The organism is Microbispora rosea (genome assembly GCF_044460045.1).
Taxonomy (GTDB): domain Bacteria; phylum Actinomycetota; class Actinomycetes; order Streptosporangiales; family Streptosporangiaceae; genus Microbispora; species Microbispora rosea.
The window spans coordinates 1-23,254 of the sequence record NZ_JBITJO010000001.1 but is presented as its reverse complement, the minus strand read 5'-3'; the positions used below and the strand labels follow the sequence as shown (position 1 = coordinate 23,254).

Annotated in this window: 22 protein-coding genes; 11 read left to right on the top strand and 11 right to left on the bottom strand. The window is 70.6% G+C overall.

The features are described from left to right. The first annotated feature begins 12 nt into the window (after nucleotides 1–12). The gene (locus ACIBK1_RS00110) at nucleotides 13–936 is read left to right on the top strand and encodes a DUF72 domain-containing protein (RefSeq protein WP_396731106.1); all 924 of its coding nucleotides are present in this window, start codon (nucleotides 13–15) and stop codon (nucleotides 934–936) included. Here the strand turns inward: ACIBK1_RS00110 and ACIBK1_RS00105 are convergent. Beyond that, nucleotides 921–1,589: a class I SAM-dependent methyltransferase gene (locus ACIBK1_RS00105; protein ID WP_396731103.1), complete on the bottom strand. Its 669-nt coding sequence runs from the start codon at nucleotides 1,587–1,589 to the stop codon at nucleotides 921–923. The two genes, ACIBK1_RS00110 and ACIBK1_RS00105, sit on opposite strands and share 16 nt — an antisense overlap. A gap of 83 nt (nucleotides 1,590–1,672) precedes the next feature. Here ACIBK1_RS00105 and ACIBK1_RS00100 point away from each other — a divergent pair, with 83 nt between their 5' ends. Next, complete coding sequence (locus ACIBK1_RS00100; protein WP_081903746.1) at nucleotides 1,673–3,052, top strand: acyltransferase family protein; 1,380 nt, start codon at nucleotides 1,673–1,675, stop codon at nucleotides 3,050–3,052. Between the two features lie 228 nt (nucleotides 3,053–3,280). Here the strand turns inward: ACIBK1_RS00100 and ACIBK1_RS00095 are convergent, their stop codons facing one another. The 4 genes from ACIBK1_RS00095 to tatA all read right to left on the bottom strand — a co-directional run bounded on the left by ACIBK1_RS00095 (nucleotide 3,281) and on the right by tatA (nucleotide 6,045). Next, nucleotides 3,281–4,177 (bottom strand): oxidoreductase, encoded by an 897-nt coding sequence (locus tag ACIBK1_RS00095; protein ID WP_396731100.1) that lies wholly within the window; start codon nucleotides 4,175–4,177, stop codon nucleotides 3,281–3,283. 16 nt (nucleotides 4,178–4,193) lie between these two features. Continuing rightward, a complete protein-coding gene (locus tag ACIBK1_RS00090; protein ID WP_036407681.1) occupies nucleotides 4,194–4,874 on the bottom strand; it encodes a TetR/AcrR family transcriptional regulator in 681 nt (226 codons plus the stop codon). Nucleotides 4,875–5,017: 143 nt separating this feature from the next. Continuing rightward, a complete protein-coding gene (locus tag ACIBK1_RS00085; RefSeq protein WP_030509781.1) occupies nucleotides 5,018–5,542 on the bottom strand; it encodes a hypothetical protein in 525 nt (174 codons plus the stop codon). Between the two features lie 215 nt (nucleotides 5,543–5,757). After that, nucleotides 5,758–6,045: a Sec-independent protein translocase subunit TatA gene (tatA, locus tag ACIBK1_RS00080; RefSeq protein ID WP_030509782.1), complete on the bottom strand. Its 288-nt coding sequence runs from the start codon at nucleotides 6,043–6,045 to the stop codon at nucleotides 5,758–5,760. A gap of 239 nt (nucleotides 6,046–6,284) precedes the next feature. Between tatA and ACIBK1_RS00075 the strand changes: the two genes are divergently transcribed. Both ACIBK1_RS00075 and ACIBK1_RS00070 read left to right on the top strand, forming a co-directional pair. After that, nucleotides 6,285–7,238 (top strand): DUF72 domain-containing protein, encoded by a 954-nt coding sequence (locus ACIBK1_RS00075; RefSeq protein WP_197042746.1) that lies wholly within the window; start codon nucleotides 6,285–6,287, stop codon nucleotides 7,236–7,238. 517 nt (nucleotides 7,239–7,755) lie between these two features. Then, nucleotides 7,756–9,456 (top strand): glucuronyl esterase domain-containing protein, encoded by a 1,701-nt coding sequence (locus ACIBK1_RS00070; RefSeq protein WP_396731094.1) that lies wholly within the window; start codon nucleotides 7,756–7,758, stop codon nucleotides 9,454–9,456. A 129-nt stretch (nucleotides 9,457–9,585) separates the two neighbouring features. On the opposite strand, the gene ACIBK1_RS00065 is transcribed toward ACIBK1_RS00070, so the two are convergent. Then, nucleotides 9,586–9,765 carry a hypothetical protein gene (locus ACIBK1_RS00065; RefSeq protein WP_030509785.1) on the bottom strand — a complete coding sequence of 60 codons (180 nt, stop codon included), beginning with the start codon at nucleotides 9,763–9,765 and terminating at the stop codon, nucleotides 9,586–9,588. A gap of 80 nt (nucleotides 9,766–9,845) precedes the next feature. On the opposite strand from ACIBK1_RS00065, the gene ACIBK1_RS00060 reads away from it, so the two are divergent. Continuing rightward, a complete protein-coding gene (locus ACIBK1_RS00060) occupies nucleotides 9,846–10,313 on the top strand; it encodes a MarR family winged helix-turn-helix transcriptional regulator (protein WP_030509786.1) in 468 nt (155 codons plus the stop codon). Nucleotides 10,314–10,358: 45 nt separating this feature from the next. Here ACIBK1_RS00060 and ACIBK1_RS00055 read toward each other — a convergent pair whose 3' ends face one another. Beyond that, the gene (locus ACIBK1_RS00055) at nucleotides 10,359–10,820 is read right to left on the bottom strand and encodes a winged helix-turn-helix transcriptional regulator (protein ID WP_030509787.1); all 462 of its coding nucleotides are present in this window, start codon (nucleotides 10,818–10,820) and stop codon (nucleotides 10,359–10,361) included. Between the two features lie 96 nt (nucleotides 10,821–10,916). On the opposite strand from ACIBK1_RS00055, the gene ACIBK1_RS00050 reads away from it, so the two are divergent. Further along, complete coding sequence (locus tag ACIBK1_RS00050; RefSeq protein WP_357316622.1) at nucleotides 10,917–11,585, top strand: DUF899 domain-containing protein; 669 nt, start codon at nucleotides 10,917–10,919, stop codon at nucleotides 11,583–11,585. Nucleotides 11,586–11,636: 51 nt separating this feature from the next. Continuing rightward, nucleotides 11,637–12,104 carry a pyridoxamine 5'-phosphate oxidase family protein gene (locus ACIBK1_RS00045; RefSeq protein ID WP_363401960.1) on the top strand — a complete coding sequence of 156 codons (468 nt, stop codon included), beginning with the start codon at nucleotides 11,637–11,639 and terminating at the stop codon, nucleotides 12,102–12,104. 81 nt (nucleotides 12,105–12,185) lie between these two features. On the opposite strand, the gene ACIBK1_RS00040 is transcribed toward ACIBK1_RS00045, so the two are convergent. The 3 genes from ACIBK1_RS00040 to ACIBK1_RS00030 all read right to left on the bottom strand — a co-directional run bounded on the left by ACIBK1_RS00040 (nucleotide 12,186) and on the right by ACIBK1_RS00030 (nucleotide 14,583). Next, nucleotides 12,186–12,707, bottom strand: a complete 522-nt coding sequence (locus ACIBK1_RS00040; RefSeq protein WP_396731089.1) for an AAA family ATPase — start codon at nucleotides 12,705–12,707, stop codon at nucleotides 12,186–12,188. Beyond that, nucleotides 12,708–13,385 (bottom strand): collagen-like domain-containing protein, encoded by a 678-nt coding sequence (locus ACIBK1_RS00035; protein WP_197042748.1) that lies wholly within the window; start codon nucleotides 13,383–13,385, stop codon nucleotides 12,708–12,710. A 319-nt stretch (nucleotides 13,386–13,704) separates the two neighbouring features. Then, nucleotides 13,705–14,583, bottom strand: coding sequence for a polysaccharide deacetylase family protein (locus tag ACIBK1_RS00030; protein WP_030509792.1), 879 nt, complete (start codon nucleotides 14,581–14,583; stop codon nucleotides 13,705–13,707). Nucleotides 14,584–14,873: 290 nt separating this feature from the next. Here ACIBK1_RS00030 and ACIBK1_RS00025 point away from each other — a divergent pair, with 290 nt between their 5' ends. Then, nucleotides 14,874–16,658, top strand: coding sequence for an ABC transporter ATP-binding protein (locus ACIBK1_RS00025; RefSeq protein WP_231514013.1), 1,785 nt, complete (start codon nucleotides 14,874–14,876; stop codon nucleotides 16,656–16,658). Nucleotides 16,659–16,775: 117 nt separating this feature from the next. Here the strand turns inward: ACIBK1_RS00025 and ACIBK1_RS00020 are convergent, their stop codons facing one another. After that, entirely contained in the window at nucleotides 16,776–17,792 is a 1,017-nt protein-coding gene (locus ACIBK1_RS00020; protein WP_197042749.1) for a LacI family DNA-binding transcriptional regulator, read from the bottom strand. A gap of 309 nt (nucleotides 17,793–18,101) precedes the next feature. Between ACIBK1_RS00020 and ACIBK1_RS00015 the strand changes: the two genes are divergently transcribed. The 3 genes from ACIBK1_RS00015 to ACIBK1_RS00005 all read left to right on the top strand — a co-directional run. Further along, a complete protein-coding gene (locus ACIBK1_RS00015) occupies nucleotides 18,102–20,126 on the top strand; it encodes a glycoside hydrolase family 127 protein (RefSeq protein WP_396731084.1) in 2,025 nt (674 codons plus the stop codon). Nucleotides 20,127–20,265: 139 nt separating this feature from the next. Then, nucleotides 20,266–21,987 (top strand): hypothetical protein, encoded by a 1,722-nt coding sequence (locus tag ACIBK1_RS00010; RefSeq protein ID WP_396731081.1) that lies wholly within the window; start codon nucleotides 20,266–20,268, stop codon nucleotides 21,985–21,987. Between the two features lie 104 nt (nucleotides 21,988–22,091). Beyond that, a partial coding sequence (locus ACIBK1_RS00005) for a sugar ABC transporter substrate-binding protein (RefSeq protein WP_396731078.1) occupies nucleotides 22,092–23,254 on the top strand: 1,163 nt, incomplete at its 3' end.

The window sequence follows — 23,254 nt, the reverse complement described above, 5'->3', positions numbered from 1 at the left end:
TTATCGTGAGGTATGGGGGAGATCCTGGTCGGCACGGCGTCGTGGACCGACAAGACGCTGCTGGAGTCGGGGTGGTATCCGCCCGGCGTCACGACGCCGGAGGACCGCCTGCGCCACTACGCGGGCATGTTTCCGCTGGTGGAGGTCGACTCCACCTACTACGCGCCGCCCGCCGAGGCCACCGTGCGGCTGTGGGCCGAGCGCACGCCCGCGGAGTTCGTCTTCGACGTCAAGGCGTTCTCGCTGCTCACGCGGCATCCGACCCGGCCGGGCGCGCTGCCGAAGGACCTGCGTCCGAGCGGCGGCGGCAAGAACCTGTACGCCCGCGACCTCGAGCCGAAGGTCGTGGACCAGGTCTGGGAGCGGTTCCTCGGCGCACTGTCGCCGCTGCGTGAGGCGGGCAAGCTCGGGGCGGTGCTCTTCCAGTTTCCCCGGTGGTTCCCGATCGGCCGGGCGAACAAGCACTACATCCTGGAGTGCAAGCGGCGCTGCGAGCCGTTGCGAATCTCCGTCGAGTTCCGCAACCACACGTGGATGAGCGAGGAGAACCAGACCGAGACTCTCGACTTCCTCCGCTCGTACGCCATTCCGTACGTGTGCGTGGACATGCCGCAGGGCTATCCGGACTCGATCCCGCCGGTCGTCGCGGCCACGTCCGACCTGGAGATCGTGCGGTTCCACGGGCACAGCGACAAGTGGACCAGTCACGACATCCACGAGCGCTTCGGCTACCGCTACTCCATCGACGAGCTGAAACGGTGGGCGCCGCGGCTGCGTGAACTCGGCGGCCAGGCGTCCACGACCCACGTGCTGATGAACAACTGCTACCGCGACTACGCGCAGACCAACGCCCGCCAGCTCGCCGGCGTGCTCGCGGGCCTGCCGGACTGCGACGTACGCCCCCGCCCCGCCGACGGCCCTCAGCCGACCGCGTAGTAGGACTCCACAGCCGCCTGGCCGGTGTAATTGGGGCCCGCGCGGTCGTCGGCGCCGATATAGGACCAGGGCAGGTCGATCTCCCTGCGGCCACGGCAGCTCACCCGCTTGTTCCTGGCGTCGTAGACGAGGCTGCTCGCCCGCAGATCGGCCGTCAGCCGTCGTCCGGCGGGCGTCCCGTCCGCACGCCGTACGCTCCGTACGTCGAGGTTGGCGGCGAACAGGCCGTCGTCGGTCAGCCAGGAGGCGGCCCGGGCGATAACGCCCAGCTTGTCGCCGACGTAGTGCAGCCCGTGGACGCAGGTGATCAGGTCGAACGCCGCATCGGGAGTCCACGAGGTCACCGACGCCGTGACCAGCCGCAGCCGCGGCGGCCGGGGCGGCCCGGCGAAGTAGCCGACCAGGTCCACACCGACGATCTCCGCCCGGTCTCCCCGCGCGTGTGCGGCCTCGAACAGCGCGTTCGCCGTGCCGCAGCACAGGTCGAGCCATCGGACGACCCGATCGGTGTCGCGCAGGAGGGCGAGGACGTCGACGCCGAGTTCGCGCCGGTAGGCCGGCAGGCGGCGCTCGCGGTTCATGGCGCTGTTGGCCACGACCGGGGACCGCTCCAGTGCGTCGTCGTTCAGAAGCCGGAGATCACCGTGGTCCACTCTCGTTTCCTAGCATTCCTGCGAGGTCCGCGGCGTACCAGGCGCGATGCTGCCGATGCCATATTTCGCCTAAAGTCACCTGAATGGCAGCAAACCCCTCCCGGCTGGCGTGGCTGGACGTCTTACGCGGGATCGCCGCTCCGGCCGTGGCGCTGCACCACTCGGCCTGGACCTTCGTCCCGGCGGCGTGGGGAGAGGTGGACCGCAGGGTCGACGTGGGCACCTGGGGCGTCTTCGTGTTCTTTCTGGTCAGCGGATACATCATCCCGGCCTCGCTGGAACGGCGGGGCGACCTGCGGGCCTTCTGGACCGGCCGGGCCTTCCGGCTTCTCCCGCTGCTGCTCGCCGCGCTCGCCCTCGCGCTGCTCCTCGCGTACGCCGGGGTGTTCGAGACCTCGCCCGGCCTCGACCGCCGGCCGCCGCCGCTCGTCGCGCTGGCGAACCTCACGATGCTGCAGGAACTCATCGGCGTCCCCTCGGTGATCAACGTGATGTGGACGCTCTCCTACGAGATGGCGTTCTACCTGATGACGGCCGGGCTGTTCGCCGTACGGCAGGCGCACAGGTCGGCGCCCATCGCCGTGGTCCTGGCGGTGGCGGCCGTGCCGCTCGGTCTGTTCATGCCCGGCGCGACGATCAACGGCGGCGCGGGCCCGGTCGCCGTGCTCATGGCCGTCGCGGTGATCCTGGTCATCGTCGTGACCGTGACCGCGAACGGCCGCCTCAGGACGGCCGCCGCGGTGATCGGCGGCCTGCTCGGCCTGGCGCTGGTGATCCTCGGCAGCCGGATCGGGGCGGGACAGGGCCTGGTCATCGCGGCTGTGATGTTCGCCGGGACCGCCGTGTGGCGCGCCGAGCAGGGCACGCTCCGGCCGGTCTGGGCCGTCACCGCGCTGCTGACGGTCCTCGTCTGCGGCGTCCTGGTGGCCGACGAGCCCGCCTGGGCCGCGGCGGTCCTGCTGGCGGCGGGCTTCTTCGCGCTCGCGTTCCGGCTGCGGCACCGGTCGTTCCCCCGGTGGCTCGCCCACCTCGGAGTGATCAGCTTCTCCCTGTATCTGCTGCATCCGCTCCTGCTGCGGGTCGTCCCGAACCTCCCGGTGTTCTTCCTCGTCCTGCTGGTGCTGGGTCACGTGGCGTACCGGCTCGTGGAGGTCCCCGGACAGCGCCTCGGCCGCCGCCTGAACGCGCACCTCCGCCGGCCGCGGAAAAATCGCGTCAAGTCCGGCCTGTGGCCGTGTGGGCGGCGCGTTCGCGGGGGACCAGCGGCTCTGATACCGGTGCGGAGGAGGGGACGGGTCATGAGCGAGGACCAGGACCTCCACGACCCGGGCCACCAGGGCCACGAGGCGGACGTCGAGGGCAGCTCCAAGATGACCGCCGAGCAGCTTCGTGAGGCGCTGGCCAGGGTGGGCAAGGGCGAGGACACGCAGTCGGCCAAGGCGGAGGCCGAGAGCGACCAGTGACCGCCGCAAGGCCGCCGCACGACCGTGACATGAACGGGCCGCCGGCTTCGAAGGGGAAACCGGCGGCCTTCGTACGGATCCGCTGCGGGCAGCCCGGCTGCCGACCGACAGCGAGCCGTCGATCGCGTGCCGTGCATCGCGTGCCGTGCATCGCGTGCTGCAAATCGTGAGCCCTGATCGCGGGCAGTCGATCGGCGTGTTGAGGCGTGCCGTCGGCCGGGTTTTCGGTCAGCCGGCGTCGGAGAGCGCGTCCAGACGGGCCATGTCCTCGTCCGTGAGGCGCAGCGCGGCGGCGGTGACGTTCTCGGTCAGGTGATCGGGATTGCCGGTGCCCGGGATGGCCAGCACGTGCGGCCCCTGCTGGAGCGTCCAGGCCAGTCGCACCTGCGCGGGGGTCGCGTCGTGCGCGCGGGCCACGGCGCGCACCTCCTCCTGGTCCGTGTCGCTCGCCCCCAGCTCGCGGCCCTCGCCGGCGATCGCGAAGAACGGCACGAAGGCGATGCCCTGCTCGCCGCAGGTGCGCAGCAGCTCCTGGCTGCGCACGGCGCCGATGCCGTACCGGTTCTGCACGCTCACCACCGGCGCGATCGCCTGGGCCTGCGCGAGATGCCCGGGCCGGATGTTGGAGATCCCGAGGTGCCGGATGAGACCGGCCTCGCGCAGCTCGGCGAGCGCCCCGAAGTGCTCGGCGATCGAGTCGAGCCCCGGCTGGCGCAGGTAGACCAGGTCGAGGTGGTCGCGGCCGAGCTGGCGCAGGTTCTCCTCGACCTGGCCGCGCAACTGGTCGGGCCGGGCGAACGGCAGCCACTCGCCGGACGGGTCCCGTCCCGGGCCCACCTTGGTCGCGATGACCACGTCGTCCGGATACGGCGCGAGCGCCCGGTTGATCAGCTCGTTGGCCGAGCGCAGTTGCGAGAAATAGAACGCCGCCGTGTCGATGTGGTTGACGCCGAGGTCGACGGCGCGCCGCAGCACCGCGATCGATCGTTCGCGGTCGCTCGGCGTGCCGAGGTCGAAGGCGGCGCTGCCCGTCAGGCGCATCGCGCCGAACCCCATCCTGTTGACCGTGAGGTCGCCGAGCCGCCAGGTCCCCGCGGCCGCTGCGTTGATCGCTTCTGTACTCATCGTTCCAGGATGCCCGTTACAGGCCCATGCTGTCGGCGAGCGCGTCGATGACGGCGTCGAGCAGGGTGGCACCGCTGTGACCCAGGCCGGCGAACTGCCCCTGAACATCCAGGCTCACCACGCCCTGGAGCTGGGCCCAGGCCATCACGGTTCCGGCCAGGGCGGTCGCCGGATCCCCCTCCGGGGCGAACGTGCGCACCCACTCGGCGACCGCCGGGGTCTCCTCCACCCACCGCCGCATCTGCTCCCGCAGCGGTTCTGTCCCCGGTCGGCAGCGCCCTCCGGCGAACACCGGCAGGAAGGGCCCGAGCACGCTCCGGGCCCGCAGCATGCTCTCCGGGGGAGCCTCGTAGCCGGGCGAGGGCGTCCCGGCCAGCAACTGGAACAGGTGCGGATTGGCCACCGCCCACCCGTGGAAGGCCCGGGCCAGCGCGTGCAGCCGCTCCCGCGGCGCGCCCTCGCCGGCGGCGGCCCGTACGGCCCCGGCGACGTCGTCGAAGGCCTCCAGGATCAGCTCGGTCAGCAGGTCGTCGCGGCTGCGGAAGTACTTGTACAGCGCCGGGCCCGTGACACCGAGCTGTTTCGCCACCGCGTTCAGGCTCAGCGCCGCCGCCCCGCCCGCGCCGATCTGCACGAGGGCGATCTGCTTGATCTCCGAACGGACCTGGTCCCGGTAGCGCTGCCGCGGCGTTGACATCCTCTCAGTATGGTGAGTGGCTCTCATCGACGTCTCCTGCTCGTCGTCGATGTCCGCCGTTCGACCACGACCCGGCGGGGCAGGTGCACGGTCGCGCCCGGGGCCCGGCTCAGGTCGGCGGCGTCAGGGCCGGCCGCAGTCGCTCACGGGGTGTAGATCTCCTGCACCTTGACGATCGCGCCGCGATAGACGGTGATGAGCGCCGGATGATGCTTGGCCTTCATCCGGGAGATCAGCACGCTGCGGGAGCACCGCTTCGCCCCCAGGCCGCCGCTCTTCACCGTCACCGTGGTGCCCTTGCACCCGATGGCGCTGTAGAACACCACGTTCTTCGCCACAGGCGAGGCGTACGCCGTCACGTCACCCTCGGGCGGGCCCTCGAAGTGCCCCTCCGTGTGGCCGGTCTTGTCCTTCGCCCACCTGATCGGCGCGTATTCCGCCACGCCGGACCGGTAATAGGTGACCCAGCCCCGCAGGACGCCGTCGTGCCGGGGTGAGATGTGCTTCGTGAAGTCATGGCGGGGGTCGCTCTGGAACGACGTGCCATAGGGCTTGGGCGTGGCGAACTTCGGCATGGCGGCGGCGCCGGCAGGGAGCGCCGCGGCGCAGATCAACGCGGCCGCCGTGGCGGCGGGGACGACGACGCGGAGCGAGAGGGCGTGCTTCATGTTCTGTTGGAGTCCGGGCCCCGTGGGAAGGTTCGCGTGATCGGCCGGATTTCCGCATCGCACCCCCGTACGCAGCCCCGCACGCACCTCCGCACGCACCTCTGCGCGGACCCCGCGCGCACTCCGCCTGGACCCCGCAGGGACCCCAGGAGGGTCGCGCCGATCGCCGCGGCACTCGCCTGATGGGCGGCCATCGCCAGGGCGCGGGAGAGGCCTCAGCGGGCCTCGGGCTCGTCCCGCCGCGCGGCGTCCGCGGCGGCCCTGAGCCGGGCGTTCTCCTCTTCGAGCGCACGCAGCCGCTCCTCGGCGCCCGGAGCGGCGGGTGCCGTACGGGCCTGGGCGACCGGGGCGTCGTCCTCGTCGCCGAGCCTGCTGGTCTCCCTCTTGAGGACCCGCAGCGACTGCCCGAGGGCCTTCGCGGTGTCCGGAAGCTTCTTCGCACCGAAGAGCAGCACGAGCACCACGAGCACGATCATCCAGTGAACAGGGCTGAGCGAACCCATGGCGAAGCTCCTCTGGTCGTCGTTTTGCCTGCTCACAGGCTATGTCATCGGGTGCGGGGGGCCGGCGGCGCGGGCGCCCGGCGTCAGCGAGGCGGGTTCCGTCCGCGGATCCGCGTCACATGCGTCACATGCGTCCCTTGGGGCACTGGGGACTGGCACTGGGACTGGCACTGGGGATCAAGAAATCCTCGAAGGGAGGAAGCGCGGGACCGTCCGCCTGCCGAAGCGGTTGATCCCCTATGACGGCGACGGCGACGGCGATGGGCCGTGCGAGTGTGATGGGCAAGATCCTGGTCGGTACGGCCTCCTGGACGGACAGGTCGCTGCTCGCCTCGGGCTGGTATCCCCCTGAGGCGTCCACCCCCGAGACCAGGCTCGGCTACTACGCGAGCCGGTTTCCCCTGGTGGAGGTGGACGCCACCTACTACAACCCGCCGGCCTGGCGTACGGCCGAGCTGTGGCGCGACCGTACGCCGAAGGACTTCACCTTCAACGTGAAGGCGTTCTCCCTGCTCACCGGGCATCCGACCAGGCCTGCCGCGCTCTACAGGGACCTGCGGGCCGTGCTGGGGGAGCCCGGGCGTGCGCTCTACCGGCGCGACCTGCCTCCGGAGGTCGTCGAGGAGGTGTGGCGCCGGTTCCTCGCCGCGCTGGAGCCGTTGCACGAGTCGGGGAAACTCGGCGCGGTTCTGTTCCAGTTTCCGCAGTGGTTTCCGCCGGGCGGCGCGAACCGCCGCTACATTCTCGAATGCCGCGACCGCTGCCTGCCCATGCGCGTGTGCGTCGAGTTTCGCAACGCGGCCTGGATGGCCGAGGCCACCCGGCGGGACACCCTCGACTTCCTGGCCGCCAACGACGTGCCGTACGTCGGAGTGGACATGCCGCAGGGGCACCCCTCGTCGGTCGCGCCGGTGCTCGCGGCGACCTCCGACCTCGCCGTCGTCCGCCTGCACGGTCATTCGGAGAAGTGGACGAGTCGCGTCATCGAGGAGCGGTTCGGCTACCTCTACTCCGAGGAGGAGCTCCGGCACTGGGCGGGCCGGATCGCTGACCTGGCCGGCCGTACGGTGACCACGCACGTGCTCACGAACAACTGCTGCGCGGACAACTCCCAGCGCAACGCCGCACGCCTGGCCGAACTGCTCGAAGAGCGGGGCGCCGACGTCGTCGGGCCGTCCGCCGGAGGACCCTGAGGCGCCGCCGGAGCCCGATGGCCCGCGCGGACGGGGGTGGCGGGCTCGGCGTGTCTCACCAGCCGCATGGATGAAACTTTCGTGTGTGTTTCGGAAAATTCGGTGCGGTAGTAGCGGTAATCGTGCCGCGAACAGCGCTGTTCCCCTTCGCATGGACACGGGCCGACACCCCCTCCGATTTGGGCCTTGCCGGGCTGCAACGTTTCGGTGATGCTGCGAAAAAATTCAGCTCGCGCTCGTGTCGGCGGTTCTTTACGGACCGGTGACGGGTCCGGGGCCCTCAGAAGGAAGGACGCACTGTCGTGAAAGGCCTCAAGGTCTCGGCAGCAGCAGTGGCACAGGCTGCCGCACTCTTCATCGATGCCGGTCGGCCCTCCCACGGGAGCGGGCGATGATCGGCGACATCACTTCCGGCGGCAGGAGCCGCACCCTGTCTTCTGGCGGCAGGGGCCGCCCCCTGTCTTCCGGCGGCACGAGCCGCACCTTGTCTTCTGGCGGCAGGAGCCGTACCCGGGGTGTGCGCCGTGCGCTCGTCGTCGGGGCTGTGGCGGCGCTTTCGCTGGGTCTCGCGGTGATCGAGATCCCCGGTGGCAACACCGGGGTGGGCGCACTGGTCGCGCCCTGGACGGCGCAGGCGGCCGCCGCCGCCTCCGGCGTCGAGGACGAGGGCGCCGACTGCCCCGTGCCCGACCTGGGGTCGCCGACGTCCAACTCCCGGCTTCCCGATCCCTTCAAGAAGATCAACGGGCAGCGCATCACCGCCAAATCGGAGTGGCGGTGCCGCCGCGAGGAGATCAAAAAGCAGGCCGAGCGCTACGTCTACGGCGACAAGCCCGGCAAACCGGCGAGTGTCACGGGCACGGTCTCGCGGACCGGCATCACCGTCAACGTGTCCGCCAACGGCAAGAGCTCCAGTTTCTCCGCGTCGGTGGACCTGCCGAGCGGCACCGGGCCGTTCCCGGCCGTCATCGTGTACGGAGGATTCGGCGCCGACACCGCCACCATCAAGGCGAGCGGCGCCGCCGTCATCAGCTACGACCCGTTCGCGGTCGGCAAGGAAGGCACGCCACGCACCAACAAGCAGGGTGCCTTCTACAGCGTCTACGGCTCCTCCAGCAGCACCGGGCTGCTCGCCGCCTGGGCCTGGGGCGTCAGCCGCATCATCGACGTCATCGAGCAGTCGGGCGGGAGCATCCTCAAGGCGGACGCGACCGGCGTCACCGGCTGCTCCCGGTACGGCAAGGGCGCCTTCGTGGCCGGCGTGTTCGACCAGCGCATCGCGCTGACCATGCCGATCGAGTCGGGCAGCGCCGGTGTCCCCATCCTGCGCGGCGTCGCCCAGGAATCCGGCGCCCAGCCGCTGAGCAGCGCCTACTCCGAACAACCGTGGCTGGGAGACGCGTTCAGCTCCTTCACCGGCAACCCCGCCCAGCTCCCGGTCGACACCCACGAGATGGTGGGCATGATCGCCCCGCGTGGCCTGTTCATCATGGAGAACCCGCACGTCGACTGGCTGGGCGCCCAGTCGGGCAGCGTGGCCGCGCTGGCCGGAGCCGAGATCTACAAGGCGCTCGGCGCGGGAGACAACATCAGCTACTGGTCCGACGTACAGGACGGCACCCACTGCGCCACCCGGTCCGAATGGCGCACCCCGCTGCAGCAGAACATCCAGAAGTTCCTGCTCAAGACGGGCAACGCCTCCGCCGTGTTCCGGATCTCCTCCAGGAAGTCCGGCAACCTGTCGCAGTGGAGAGACTGGACGACCCCGACCCTGACCGACTCCAACCCCTCTCCCAGCCCGAGCCCGACCCGCTCACCCAGCCCCAGCCCCAGCCCGTCACCCAGCCCCTCGCCCAGCGGGAGCCCGGGCACCAGCCCGAGCCCGTCACCCAGCCCGAGCCCCTCGCCGTCCGGCGGGGTGAGCGGCGCGTGCTCGGCGACGTTCCGGGTGATCAACTCCTGGTCGGGCGGCTGGCAGGGTGAGGTCACGGTGCGCGCGGGGAACTCCTCGATCAACGGCTGGACCGTGAACTGGACCTGGCCCGGCTCACAGACCATCACCCAGATATGGGGAGGCGTACGCTCGGGCTCCGGCTCGAACGTGACAGTACGCAACGAGTCGTGGAACGGAACGCTCGCCCCCAACGGGAGCACGACCTTCGGCTTCCTCGCCGGAGGATCCTCGGCCACCCCGGCCGCCACCTGCACCAGTCCGTGATCCACGGCTGATCCGACCCCGACGATCGGGGCCCGCGGCGGCCGCGCCGCGGGCCCTCGGCATGCCCGCGCCCGGATGCGGTGCTCACGAGCCCGCCGCCGGCTCCCGGCCGGCGGGACTCCGTCTCCGTCAGTGGCCGAAGAGCATGACCAGGCCGACGATGACGAAGTGGATGAGCACCGCGAACACCAGGACACTGGCGAAGATCCACTTGGCGGGGCCGTGCTCGAAGTGCTTGCTCTCCTTCATCGGCGGGCGCTTGGCGACGCGGTCGGCGATGCGCTCTTCGAGACTCTTCCTACGGGCCATGACACTTCCTGTGTTCTCGGCGCTGCTTAGTGCACTAACAGTTAGTGTACTAATCAAGTAGCATGGCGATGGAGGTGCACATGAGTGACATTGGCGACATCGCCGACCCGCTGGCCCTGGAGAACCAGGTCTGCTTCGCCCTGGCGGTCGCCTCTCGGTCGGTCATCGGTCTCTATCGGCCCCTGCTCGAACCGATGGGGCTCACACACCCGCAATACCTGGTGATGCTGGCCCTGTGGCAGTTCGCGCCGTTGTCGGTGAAGGACCTCAGCCGGCTGCTGCAGCTGGAGCCGGCCACGCTGTCGCCGCTGCTCAAGCGCCTGGAGGCGGCCGGCCTCGTCGAGCGCCGCCGCGCCAGCGACGACGAGCGTTCCCTGGCGATCGTGCTGACCGACGAGGGACGCGCACTGCGCCGGCAGGCCGAGAAAATCCCGGTGGCGATCGTCGATCGGCTGGGGATGGAGCTGACCGAGCTGCAGAGCCTCCACCAGGCGCTGACCCGGGTGATCGCCGCGGCCAACGGCGCCCACCTCGCCGCACAGCCCTGACGGCCCGCCGCCGGCCCGGCGATCAGCGGGGTGAAGGGGGACGGGTCAGGCGGTGACGGCGGCTCCCGGGCCCGGCAGGATGTCGACGCCGGTGACGTCCATGGGACGGTCGCACACGGAACAGTGCAGCTCGACGTGGCCGATCTCCCCGCAGGCATGGTGCCGGTAGAGCACCGGCGGCCCGGCCTCGCCCGCCGTCCAGCGGTCGCCCCATCGCACCATCACCATCAGCAGGTCGCACAACTCCGTCCCCTTGGCGGTGAGTGCGTACTCGTATCGGGGCGGCCGCTCCGAATACCGCCGCCGTTCCAGCACGTCGTTGTCCACGAGCCATTTGAGCCGCTCGGTCAGCACCTTCCGGGAGATGCCCAGGCTCTGCTGGAGCTGGTCGAAGCGGCCGATCCCCACCAGGACGTTGCGCAGGATCAACGGCGACCATGACTCGCCGATCACGTCCAGCGTGCGGGCGATCGAGCAGGCCATGTCACCGAACCGGGTTCGCTGCATGGGCTCGATGATAGCCGAAAGGGTTCCTTGAAGAGACGTACCTCTGCTAGCGTCGGCCCCGTTAGTTTCCTCAAGAGACGCACAGAGGAGTCCGCCATGCATCGTCCCCCGGTCGTGTCGGCACAGGAATGGCAGGCCGCGCGCGAGGCGCTTCTGGTCAAGGAGAAGGAGCACACCCGAGCACTGGACGCGCTGGCCGCGGAACGGCGCAGGCTGCCGATGGTCCGCCTCGCCGACGGCTACCGCTACACCGCGCCGGACCGCTCGACGGTCGATCTGCCCGGCCTGTTCGAGGGCCACCGCCAGTTGGTGATCTACCACTTCATGCAGGCCCCGGGGCAGGACTGGCTGTGCACCGGCTGCGCCACCTTCACCGACAACATCGCCGACCAGTCTCACCTCAACGCCCGGCACACCCGGCTGATCCTGATGTCCCGCGCACCTCAGGACGAGATCGACGTCGTACGGCGGCGGATGGGCTGGACCGTGCCCTGGTACTCAGCCGGCGCCGACTTCTACGACGACCTTGGGCTTGGCAACGGTTTCGGGCTCAGCGTCCTGCTACGCGACGGCGCGGAGGTCTTCCGCACCTACTACACCAGCGGCCGAGGGGTCGACCGGCTCCGGCTCGACTTCAACCTGCTCGACCTCACGCCCTACGGACGTCAGGAGGAGTGGGAGAACTCCCCGGAGGGCTGGCCGCAGGACCCGACGATGAGCTGGCTCCGGCCGCGCGATCAATACCCTGGCCCGCCGCGACCGTGACCGCCCGCCCTCGATTTCCGCAGTCCCCGACCGCTTGTCCAGGAGGCAGCCGTGGCACGAACCCTCACCGCCCCCGAGCGCGAGCACTTCCTCGCCCTGCCGCACGTCGGCGTCCTCAGCGTCGCCGCGGACGACGGCCGTCCCCCGCTCACCGTGCCCGTCTGGTACGCCTACACGCCCGGCGGAAACCTGAACTTCTTCACCGGCAGTCAAGGCCGGGTCGCGCGCAAAACCCGGCTGCTCCAGCGGTCGGGAGCCTTGAGCTTCTGCGTGCAGCAGACCGAGTTCCCCTACAAGTACGTCACGGTCGAGTGCACGGTGGTGGAGGAGGACTGGACGCCTTCGGCCGAGGAGGTGACGGCCATCACCTCTCGCTACCTGCCGCCCCACCTCGCCCGCGCCTTCGCCGAGGCCGAGACTGCCCACCCCGCCGGCACCTTCGTGCTGTTCACCGCGCGTCCCGACCGGTGGCTGAGCTTCGACTTCGCTGATGACGCGCCCGCCTCGGCCGGAGACTGAGACGCAGGTGCTCCGGCGGAACGCCGGATCCATGCCTCCGCCCACACTCTCGTCAACCCCCTGGAACCGCACCCGGTGGGCTCATTCCTGCGGGATGACCCGCTCTCCTTCGCCCACCGGCTCCTCGAAGCCTGCCAGGTATGACCGTAGAAGTTCCTCGGAGACTGTGACGCGGTTCGGCCCAGTCAGGGCGTTGCGCGCCGCGAGCCGCCGTCGCAGGGTCTCCGGGTCCGCTTTCAGGTAGACGAGCTCCCACCGATACCCGTGACTCTCGATCAGCGACTTGTACCGGTCGCGCGTCGCGCGCCGCCAGAAGCTGTAGTCCAGGACCACACTCCGGCCTGCGCGCATCAGGCGCACCAGCTCCTGCCACAAGGCCTCCTCGGCACGGGCCTTATGATCCTCGTACTCCTCCGGGTCGAGCCGGCCGCCGTCGCGCCCGATCAGTGCCCAGACGGCCTCGTCGATGGACAGCCTGATGTAGCCGCGCTGCTCCAACTCCTGTGCGTACGTCGTCTTGCCCGCGCCCGCGACGCCGCACATCATCACGACCCGCCGCTCGGTCTCGTCCTGAAGCCGAGCGGCGGGACGCCCTGTGTGCACTCAGCTCCCCATGCAGATCACGTAGATGGTGCCGGTGATGCTCTTGCCCCAGAGCCTCCAGCCGACCGCCTTGCCGTTGACGAGGTACGGCGCGTTCATGGTGATGTAGGGCGCGCTCGGGGTGCTGCCGGAGATGAAGCCGCCACCCGTGGCGACCATGTTGTCCGGGCACATGATGTCGTCGGAGCCGCCGTTGGCCGGCAGGTAGAGGGCGTCCGCCTTCGTGACGACGTTGGCGGAGCCACTCGCGGGGCCCGCGGGCCCGGCCGGGCCAGCAGGACCACGCGCGCCGGCCTCGCCCTTGTCTCCCTTGGGGCCCTGCGGGCCCGCCAGTCCGCGCTCGCCCTTGTCGCCCTTCGGACCCTGGGGACCCGCGGGGCCGCGCTCGCCGTTCTTGCCGGGAGCGCCGTCCTTTCCGTCCTTGCCCGGGGCGCCGTCCTTGCCGGGGTCGCCCTTGGCTCCGGCGGCTCCGGCGGCTCCGGTGTCCCCCTTCGGGCCCTGCGGGCCGGCCGGACCGCGCAGACCCTGGGGACCACGCAGACCGCGCGGGCCCTGGGCTCCGGTGTCGCCCTTCGGGCCGGTGCCGCCGATCCCCACCGGACCCTGCGGACCGGTCCTGTTCCACGACACCTTCGTCTCGGTCGCCTTACACGTCGCCGTGGCATTTACCAGACGCATATACCGCGTGCTCTTGTTCACACATGCGTACAACGGCGCGTCACTCGCCGACGAAGCGGTGGCCGCGCCACCCAGAACCAGGACAGACCCGACCAGGGCGCCGGCCGTAACGAGGCCGATGCTCCGGCCGCCCGGCAACTTGATAGCCACGGATTTCCCTCTCTGCGGCATAAGGGGCGACTGATGCGCAGGAAGCGCGTGTGGTACACGTCCGAGCGGAAGCGGCGGTTGTCTTCCCGTAGATCACGTATGCGCATCACCGCTCTGTGTCAGCCACCTCCGTCAGGAGCAGGAAAGGAGCCGCCCGGGACCGGAACGCTCACGCCCGGGGGCAGCGGGCCGTGAAGTCGTCCGCGATGGCGTCGAACGTGGACCACCGGACGCCCTCGTGCGTGTTGATGTGCTCGATGAGGCGCTCAAGCATGAGCAGGACCTGCGGGCGGCCCGAGACGTCCGGGTGGATCGTGAAGGTGAAGACGGCGTAGTCCGACTCGCGGTAGACCCAGTCGAACTGGTCGCGCCACATCTCCTCGACGTGCCGCGGGTTCACGAAGCCGTGGCTGTTCGGGCTGGTCTTGATGAACATCATGGGCGGCAGGTCGTCGAGGTACCAGCTCCCCGGGATCTCGACGAGGTCGGTCTCCTCCCCGCGCACGAGCGGCTTCATCCACTCGCGGGCGTCCTTGCCGTAGTCGATCTTCGACCAGGTGTCGCCCACACGCACGTAGTACGGCTCGAAGTCGCGGTGCATGAGCGAGTGGTCGTACTTGATGCCGCGTTCGAGCAGCAGCTCGTTGGTGACCGGCGAGAACTCCCACCACGGCGCGACGTACCCGGTGGGACGCCGGCCGGTGCGCGTCTCGATGAGGTCGATGCAGTAGTCGAGGACGGTCGACTCCTGCTCGCGGGTCATCGCGATCGGGTTCTCATGGCTGTAGCCGTGCACGCCGATCTCGTGTCCTGCGGCCACGACCTGCTCGAACTGCTCGGGAAAGGTCTCGATGGAGTGACCGGGCCAGAACCAGGTCGACGGCAGGTCGTACTTCTTCATCAGGGCGTTGAGCCGCGGCACGCCCACCTCGCCCGCGAACAGACCGCGCGAGATGTCGTCCGGGGAGTCCTCACCGCCGTAGGAGCCGAGCCAGCCGCCGACCGCGTCGACGTCGATCCCGAACGCTACGAAGATTTCCTTGGCCACAGCGCATCCTCTCTTCCTGGTGTCGACGGGTCGCACATGGGCGAGGGTCTGCCGCGTGACGAGGCCACCCCCGGGGAGCAGCAGCGCCGGCAGCAGCGCCGGCAGCAGCCTCGCCTGATGAAGCCATGCCCAGCAGCCCCGGCGCGCACGAGGTCCACCCGGGCGGGGTGGCGGGAAAATCGTTCGCTCTTCCCTCACGCGCTGCGAGACCATGACCACGGCGGGTTCGGCGGCGGGGAGGGCTGATGGCTGCGCTCGGATCACTTGAGGACGCTGATAACGGCCCATCCGTGCGCAGATCAGCGGTTCTGCTGGTGCTGCGCTACTACTGCGGCGAGCTGAGGCGCCAATGGCCGGTCGCGGTGCCCGCGCTGACGTTGCCGGCCCTGGGGAACATCTGCCTGTTCTACCTGGCGCCGCTGGCGGTGGCCGGGCTCGTGGGGCATCTGTCCGGCGGCGGGGACGGCACCGTCGGTGCGCTCCTGCCGTACGTGCTCGGGTTCGGCGCGATGCTGCTGACCGGTGAGGTGCTGTGGCGGGTGGGACTGCACTTCCTGAACCGCACCGACGCCCGGGGCATCGAGCGGCTCGGCGTGGTGGGCATGGACGAGCTGCTGGCCAAGGACGCCGCGTTCTTCCACGACAACTTCGCCGGCTCGCTGACCAAGCGGGTGATCGGCTTCTCCTCCAGGTTCGAGGAGTTCGCCGACACGCTCACGTTCTCGATCATCGCCAAGCTGGTGCCCCTGACCTTCGCCTCGGTGGTGCTGTGGCGATACCACCCGCTGCTGGTCCTCGTTCTGGTGGGCCTCATCATCGTCACCGGGTTTCTCGTCGCCCCGCTCATCCGCCGCCGCCAGGCGCTGGTGGACCGGCGCGAGGCCGCCAGAGTGCTGGTGTCGGGTCACGTCGCCGACGTGCTGGGCAACATGGACACGGTCCGCTCGTTCGCCGCCGAGGAGCGCGAGGCCGCCGAGTATCGGGCGAGGATCGCCGAGCAGCGCAGGTTGTCCCTGCTCTCGTGGGACTACGGCAACCTCAAGGTGGACACCGTCGTCGCCCCGCTGTCGGTGCTCACCAGCTCCGTGGGCCTGCTCCTCGCCGTGGCGCTCCGCGGTGGCCTCGGCGTGGAGGCCATCGTGGTGACGTTCACCTACTACACGAACGCGATCGGCATCATGTTCGAGTTCAACCAGATCTACCGGCGCGTCGAGAGCGTGCTCACCGAGGCGGCCCAGTTCACCGAGCTGCTTCTCGTGCCGCCGACCGTGGTGGACCCGGTCGATCCGCAGCCGCTGCGCCGGGCCGACGCGAGCGTCCGCTTCGAACGGGTGCGCTTCGCGCACGGCGGCGGCCCGCTCCTGTTCGACGGCCTGGACCTGGACATCCCCAGCGGCGCCAAGATCGGGCTGGTCGGCCAGTCCGGCGGCGGCAAGACCACCCTCACCCGGCTGTTGCTCCGGCTCATGGACATAGACGGGGGCCGCATCCTGATCGGCGGCCAGGACATCGCCCGGCTGCGCCAGGCCGACCTGCGCAGCCTGATCGCCTACGTGCCGCAGGAGCCCGCCATGTTCCACCGGTCCGTGCGCGACAACCTCGCGTTCGCCCGGCCGGGCGCCACCGAGGCCGAGATCCTCCGGGCCGCGCGGGCGGCGCACGTCACGGAGTTCGTCGAGTCCCTGCCGGACGGGTTCGACACCCTGGTCGGCGAGCGCGGCGTCAAGCTCTCCGGCGGCCAGCGGCAGCGCATCGCGCTCGCGCGCGCCATCCTGCGCGACGCCCCGATCCTGCTGCTGGACGAGGCGACCAGCGCGCTGGACTCGGAGAGCGAGATCCTCGTGCAGGAGGCCCTGTGGCAGTTGATGCAGGACCGTACGGCACTCGTGGTCGCGCACCGCCTGAGCACCGTGGTCCGCATGGACCGGCTCGTCGTGCTCAACCGGGGGCACATCGTGGAGCAGGGCACCCACAGCGAACTGCTCGAGGCCGAAGGCCCCTACGCCCGGCTCTGGCACCACCAGTCCGGGGGTTTCCTCATCGAGGACGACACCCCGGACATGCTCCACCGCTGACCGGCGTTCCGCTGCTGAGCTCCACTGCTGACCGGGGCCCGGGTCATGAGCGCGACCGTGTCATGACCCGGACGACCCACGTCGCGCGAGCGCCGTACGGCGGCCGGCCGGACACGGTCACGTGAGCGGCACGGTGGTCGACTCCCGGACCACGAGGCGGCAGGGGTGGGCGTGCCGACCGGGGGAGGGGGAGCCGTTGATGGCGGCCAGGAGCATCTCCGCCGCCGATCGGCCGAGCCCTTCGAGGTCCAGATCGATGCTGGTCAGCGGCGGCTGGCAGGCTTCGGTCATGACGTCCCAGTTGTCGAAGCCGATGAGGGCGACGTCCTGGGGGACCCGGCGGCCGGCGGCCCGCAGCGCGTCGCAGACGCCCCGGGCGATCTGGTCGCTGCCGCAGAAGACGGCGTCGAACTCGGCCCGGCCGGCGAGCAGGATGCCGACGGCCTGACGGCCCCACACCTCGCTCCATCCGCCGAACAGCGGGGGAGCGACCAGGGACAGCCCGTCCTCGGCGAGGCGCTCGGAGGCCGCGGCCGCGCGCACCCGGGCGGAGTTGTGGTGCTCGGGCCCCGTGACGTGGGCGATCCGGGTGCGCCCGACGGCCAGCAGGTGCTCGACCGCCTTGCGGGCGCCGCCCGCCTCGTCAGGGACCACCGAGCAGTCGCCGGGGTCGGCCGAGCTGATGAAGGCGTAGACGACGGGCACGGGCAGGTTGGCGCCGATGGGCGCCCGCGCCTCGGTGCGCCGGCCGGTGACGATCATGCCGTCGACCCGGCGGCTGAGGAGGGTCTTGACGTAGTACTGCTCGCGGATGGGATCGTCGCGCCCGTCGCAGAGGAAGACCGACATCTCTCCGGCGCCCAGCGCGTCCTCCGCGCCCATCAGCACGGGGATGCTGAACCGCCCGATCGTGTCGGTGGTGATCATGCCGACCGTGTAGGTGCGGCCCGAGTGCAGGCTTCGGGCGCCCGCGTTCGCCTCGAAGCTGAGCTGCCGGGCCGCCTCCCTGACGCGCATGCGGGTCTCCTCCCGCAGCGATCCGCGTCCGTTGAGCGCCTTGGAGGCCGTGCCCACCGACACCCCGGCCAACGCCGCGACGTCGGCGATCGTGGCATGACGCTCCAGCTTTCCCACGTTTCCTCCACTTTCCTAGGGGGTTGCCTGAGCCCCACTCTATAGGCCGTACGTGCGACTACGAAGCCCTCGTAACAACGCGGAAACAGGCTATTGACGGTCTGGAAGCCGGTTGGATACCGTGACGGCAATCGTTTTCCTAGTTTCCTACTGCGGGCGACCTGCCCTCTGGCTTGTCGCTTCGCAGGCACCAGGGCGGTCCGCCTCGGCGGACTTCCCGCGTCCCTCGCCGTGAGCAGGAGACTCCTCCGTGAGCAGGAGACTCCTCGGCGGCGTGAAGGACGACCCCTGCTCCACGAAAGATGAGGCATGACTGAGCAGAAGTTGTCAGACACCTCCCCGGTCGACCTCCGCGGTTCGGCGGAGCCGGCGGCGCTCCGTGGTTCGGCGGGGCCGGCGGCGCTGCGTGGCTCGGCGGGGCCGGTGGCCCCGGGGCCCGGGGCGACCGCCGCGCTGTGGCCGCTGAGCCCGGACCAGGCCCGTCTCGACCCGGGGGGTCTGCTGGGGCAGTGGCAGCGGCGCAACGCCGAGGACACGCTGCCGCACTGCGTGGACAACCTGCACCGCGCCGGGAACATCGGCAACCTCCGAGCCGCCGCGGGCGAGTCGGACGCGGCGTTCGCCGGCATGTGGTTCGCCGACTCCGACGTCCACAAGACGCTGGAGGCCGCGGCCTGGGAGCTGGGCACCTCGCCCGGCGACGGGGCGCTGCGGTCGTTCGTGGAGGACACGGTCGCGTTGCTCGCCCGCGCCCAGCAGGCGGACGGCTACCTCAACTCCTACTTCACCGTCGTCGCGCCGGACGAGCGGTGGCGCAAGCCGGACTGGAGCCACGAGCTGTACTGCGCCGGCCATCTCTTCCAGGCGGCGGTGGCCGCCGCGCGCACCGGCGTGAGCCCCGCGCTGGTGGCCGTGGCCCGCCGGTTCGCCGACCTGCTGGTGGAGCGGTTCGGGCCTGACGGTGTCGAAGAGGTCTGCGGGCATCCGGAGATCGAGACCGCGCTCGCCGAGCTCTACCGGCTGACCGGCCACCGGCCCTACCTGGACCTGGCACGCCGGTTCCTCGACCTGCGTGGACGGGGTCTGCTCGGGCACGGGCGGTTCGGGCCCGCCTACTACCAGGACCACGTGCCCGTACGCGAGGCCCGCGAGGTCACCGGCCACGCCGTACGCCAGCTCTACCTGCTGGCCGGGATGGTCGACGTGGGCGTGGAGGCGGGCGACCATGTGCTGCTGGACGCGGCCGAGCGGCTGTGGGAGGACGCCGTCCACCGGCGCACCTACGTGACCGGCGCGCACGGCTCGCGCCACCGCGACGAGGCGTACGGCGGCCCGTACGAGCTGCCGGCCGACCGGGCCTACGCCGAGACCTGCGCGGCGATCGCGAGCGTCCACGTGAACTGGCGGCTGCTGCTGGCCACCGGCCGGGCCCGCTACGCCGACGAGATGGAGCGGGCGCTGTACAACGCGGTCGCCCCCGCCGTGTCGTCCGACGGCAGGCGCTTCTTCTACTCCAACCCCCTGCAGCTGCGCACGGGACACGCGAGCTCGGGCGAGGAGGAGGCGGCCCGCCGGCTGCCCTGGTACTCGTGCGCCTGCTGCCCGCCCAACATCGCCCGGCTGATGGCCTCGCTGCACGGCTATCTGGCCACCGCCCACGACGACGGCCTGCAGATCCACCTGTACGCCTCGGGCACCGTGAACGCCGAGGTCGCGGGCGCCGCCGTACAGGTGGACATGCGCACCGAATACCCCTGGCAGGGCCGGATCGAGCTGACCGTGACCGCCGGGACCGCCGTCCCCTGGACGCTCGCGCTGCGCGTGCCGGCCTGGTGCGACGCGTACACGGTCAGGATCGACGGCGGCCCGGTGATGGCCCCCGCGCGGGACGGCTACATCCGGCTCACCCGGGTCTGGGCGCCGGGCACGACGGTCGTCCTCGACCTCGACATGCCCGTCCGGCAGGTGACCGCGCACCCGCGCGTGGACGCGGTGCGGGGGTGCGTCGCCCTGGCACGCGGCCCGCTCGTGTACTGCCTGGAGCAGGCGGACCTGCCGCCCGGCACGGTCCTGGAGGACGTGCGGCTGGACCCCGCCGCGCCTGCGGTCACCGCCGCTTCGGCCGCATCGGACCGCGGGGAGGGCCTGGCGGACATCCCGGTCATGATCAACATCGGCGGGCTGGTCACCCAGGCCGGCGACTCGCTGTACGCCACCGGGAGAAGGCGGGAGCGGCCGGGCACGCCGCTCACGCTCACGGCGGTGCCGTACTTCCTCTGGGGCAACCGGAGCGAGGGCCCGATGCGGGTCTGGATTCCGGTCGCCACGGAATGACCTCGCGGGCCGCGTAGTGCGGCCCGCGCCGGAAGAGGGAACCGCCCGCGGCGCACGCCGCCGATTTCGGGGCGGGCGGTTCCCGGCTCCACCTCCTCTCCACCCCCCACCTGAGCATTAGAAAGAGCGAGGTAGGTATATGCGCAGACCCCGACGCACGACCCTGTTACCCGCGCTGGCCGCGTCGCTGTCCGTGTCACTGGCCGGGGCGCTCGTCCCACTGGCGCCCGCCGAGGCGGCGGGCGCCACCCTGACGGTGAACGTGGCCCAGCCCTTCCGGCCCGTCACCCACGTCGCCGCCGGCGGCCTGTACGGCCTGGCGGAGAACAGCAGACCGGCCGACTCCGCGCTGCTGCCGCTGAAGGTCAACTCGCTGACGCAGCCCGCCCCCGGCGTGGGGCAGCGGCCCAACGGCCAGCCGCCCGGCGGCGACGCGCTGCTCGTGGCCCCGCAGGCCACCCGGGTTGGGGCCGGTGAGTTCGTCCGGATGCCGGACATCTACCCGAACTTCCCCTACCAGTGGGTGAGCTGGAACGACTGGCTGGCCAAGGTGAACACGATGGTCGCCGCCCGTCGCAACGCGACCTCGGTGACCAACGTCATCGGCTGGGAGCTGTGGAACGAGCCCGACGGGACCTGGAACACCTCCGCCGCCGGGTCGTTCAACGACGGGTGGACGCGCACCTACCGGGCCGTGCGGGCGCTGGACACCACGACGCCGATCGTCGGCCCGAGCATCTCCTACTACAACCACTCCTGGTTGTCGTCGTTCCTGAGCAGCGCCAAGGCCGCGGGCACGCTGCCCGACGTCATCTGCTGGCACGAGCTGGGCGGCGACCCCAGCGGCATCGCCGCGCACATCGCCGACTACCGTGCGCTGGAAAGCTCGCTCGGCATCAGCCCCCGCCGCATCGCGATCAACGAGTACGCCGCGCCGGGCGAGGTCGACGTCCCCGGCCGGATCGCCAGTTACGTGGCCAAGTTCGAGCGCGCGGGCGTCGAGACGGCACACAGGGCGTTCTGGTACGAATACGGCACCATGAACGGGCTTGTCGTCAATAACAGCCAGCCCACCGGCACCTGGTGGCTGTACAAGTGGTACGGCGACATGGCCGGCCGCATGGTCACCACCACCCCGGCCACCCAGACCGGGCTGGACGGCTTCGCCTCCTACGACTCCACCCGCAAGATCGTCAACGTGGTCTTCGGCAACGAGTCGGGCACCAACACGGTGCGCGTCACGGGCATCGGCGCGCTGGGCTCCTCGGTCCGGGCGACCCTGCAGTCGACCCCCGCGAACGGCCGGTTCACCGCCGTGACCGCGCCGGCCACCATCTCGACGAGCACCTACACCGTGAGCAACGGGCAGATCAGCGTCCCGGTGCCGAACATGTCGGCGACGAGCGCCTACAACCTGGTGATCGAGCCGGTCAGCGGCGTGCCGTCCTATCAGCAGCGCTACGAGGCGGAGAACGCGGCCGTCTTCCGCGCCCAGCGGCTGACGAGCTCGAGCGCGTCCGAGGGAGGCTACGTGGGGCGCATCGACAACAACAACGGCGATCACACCACGGACAGCTACGTCGACTTCGTGGTGAACGTGCCCACGGCCCGGGCGTACACGATGACCATCGGCTACGCCAACGCGACCGGGGCGACCGCCACGCAGGGGCTGGCGTACAACGGCGGCGCCTGGACGACGGTCAGCTATCCACCCACGGCCGCCTGGGGCCAGTTCGGCGCGACGGTCAGCACCACAGTGAACCTGCGGGCGGGCTACAACGTGATCCGCCTGGCCAAGGGGTCCCCCTCCTTCGGCGGTGGGACCGGCTATGCCGAGCTGGACTACATCCAGCTCACCTGAGCAGCGCCCGAGCCGCAGCGCGGGTTCGCACCCTGACCGCGCAGACCCGCTCCGGTGAACGAGATGACAGCGGCCGGACGCCGGCCGTCGAAAGGAAGAACGATATGAAGAGCCTCGACAAAGGCCGGCGTGCCGCCGGCCTGGGCCTGGTGGTCCTCGTCGTCGCGGGTGGTCTCACCGCGTGCTCAGGGTCGTCCGGGAGCGACGCCGGTGCCGTTGCCTCGGCGGGCACGGACCAGGCCGCCGGGGGCGGGACCTACACGATCTGGGACCCCTACCCGCAGTTCGACGACTCCTCCGACTGGGTGAAGCTGCTCACGCAGTGCGGCACCCAGGCCGGGGTGACCGTCAAGCGGACCGGCTACGACACCACCGACCTGACCAACAAGGCGCTGCTGGCCGCCCAGCAGGGCAACTCGCCGGACGTGCTGATCGTGGACAACCCGGTCGTCTCGACGCTGGCCGAGGCCGGCGTGCTGACGACGACCGATGAGACGAAGATCGACACCTCGGCCGTCTCGCCGAACCTGCTCGCCGCCGGCCAGCTCGGGGGCAAGACGTACGGCATCCCCATCGGGGCCAACACGCTCGCCCTCTACTACAACAAGGAGGTGCTGAAGAAGGCCGGGGTGGACGCCGACTCGGTGAAGGACTGGGCGTCGCTGACCGCGGCGCTGGAGAAGGTGAAGGCGGCGGGCAAGAAGGGCATCACGTTCTCGGGCATCGGCACCGAGGAGGGCAGCTTCCAGTTCCTGCCCTGGTTCTGGGGCTCGGGCGCGAACCTCACGAAGCTCGACTCGCCCGAGGGCGTCGCGGCGCTGTCGCTGTGGGCCGACTGGGTGAAGAAGGGCTACGCGCCCACCTCGGTCATCAACAACACCCAGACCACGAGCTGGCAGGAGTTCGCGACCGGGGACTTCGCCTTCAGCGAGAACGGCACCTGGCAGCTCGCCAACGCCAAAAAGACCGGCTTCGACTACGGCATCATCCCGATCCCCGCCAAGGACGGCGGCACCGCCCCCGCCCCGACCGGCGGCGAGTTCGTCACCATGCCCGTGCAGAAGGACGCCGCCCGCTACGTCGCGTCGCAGAAGCTGGTGACGTGCCTGACCAGCACCGGCAACTCCCTGACCACCACGACCACGCTGTCGTACATCGCGCCGACGGAGGACGTGCAGACCAAGCAGGTCGAGCAGAACGCCGAGCTGAAGGTGTGGGTGGAGGCGGTCAAGGCGGCCAAGGGCCGCACCAGCGACAACCTCGGCAC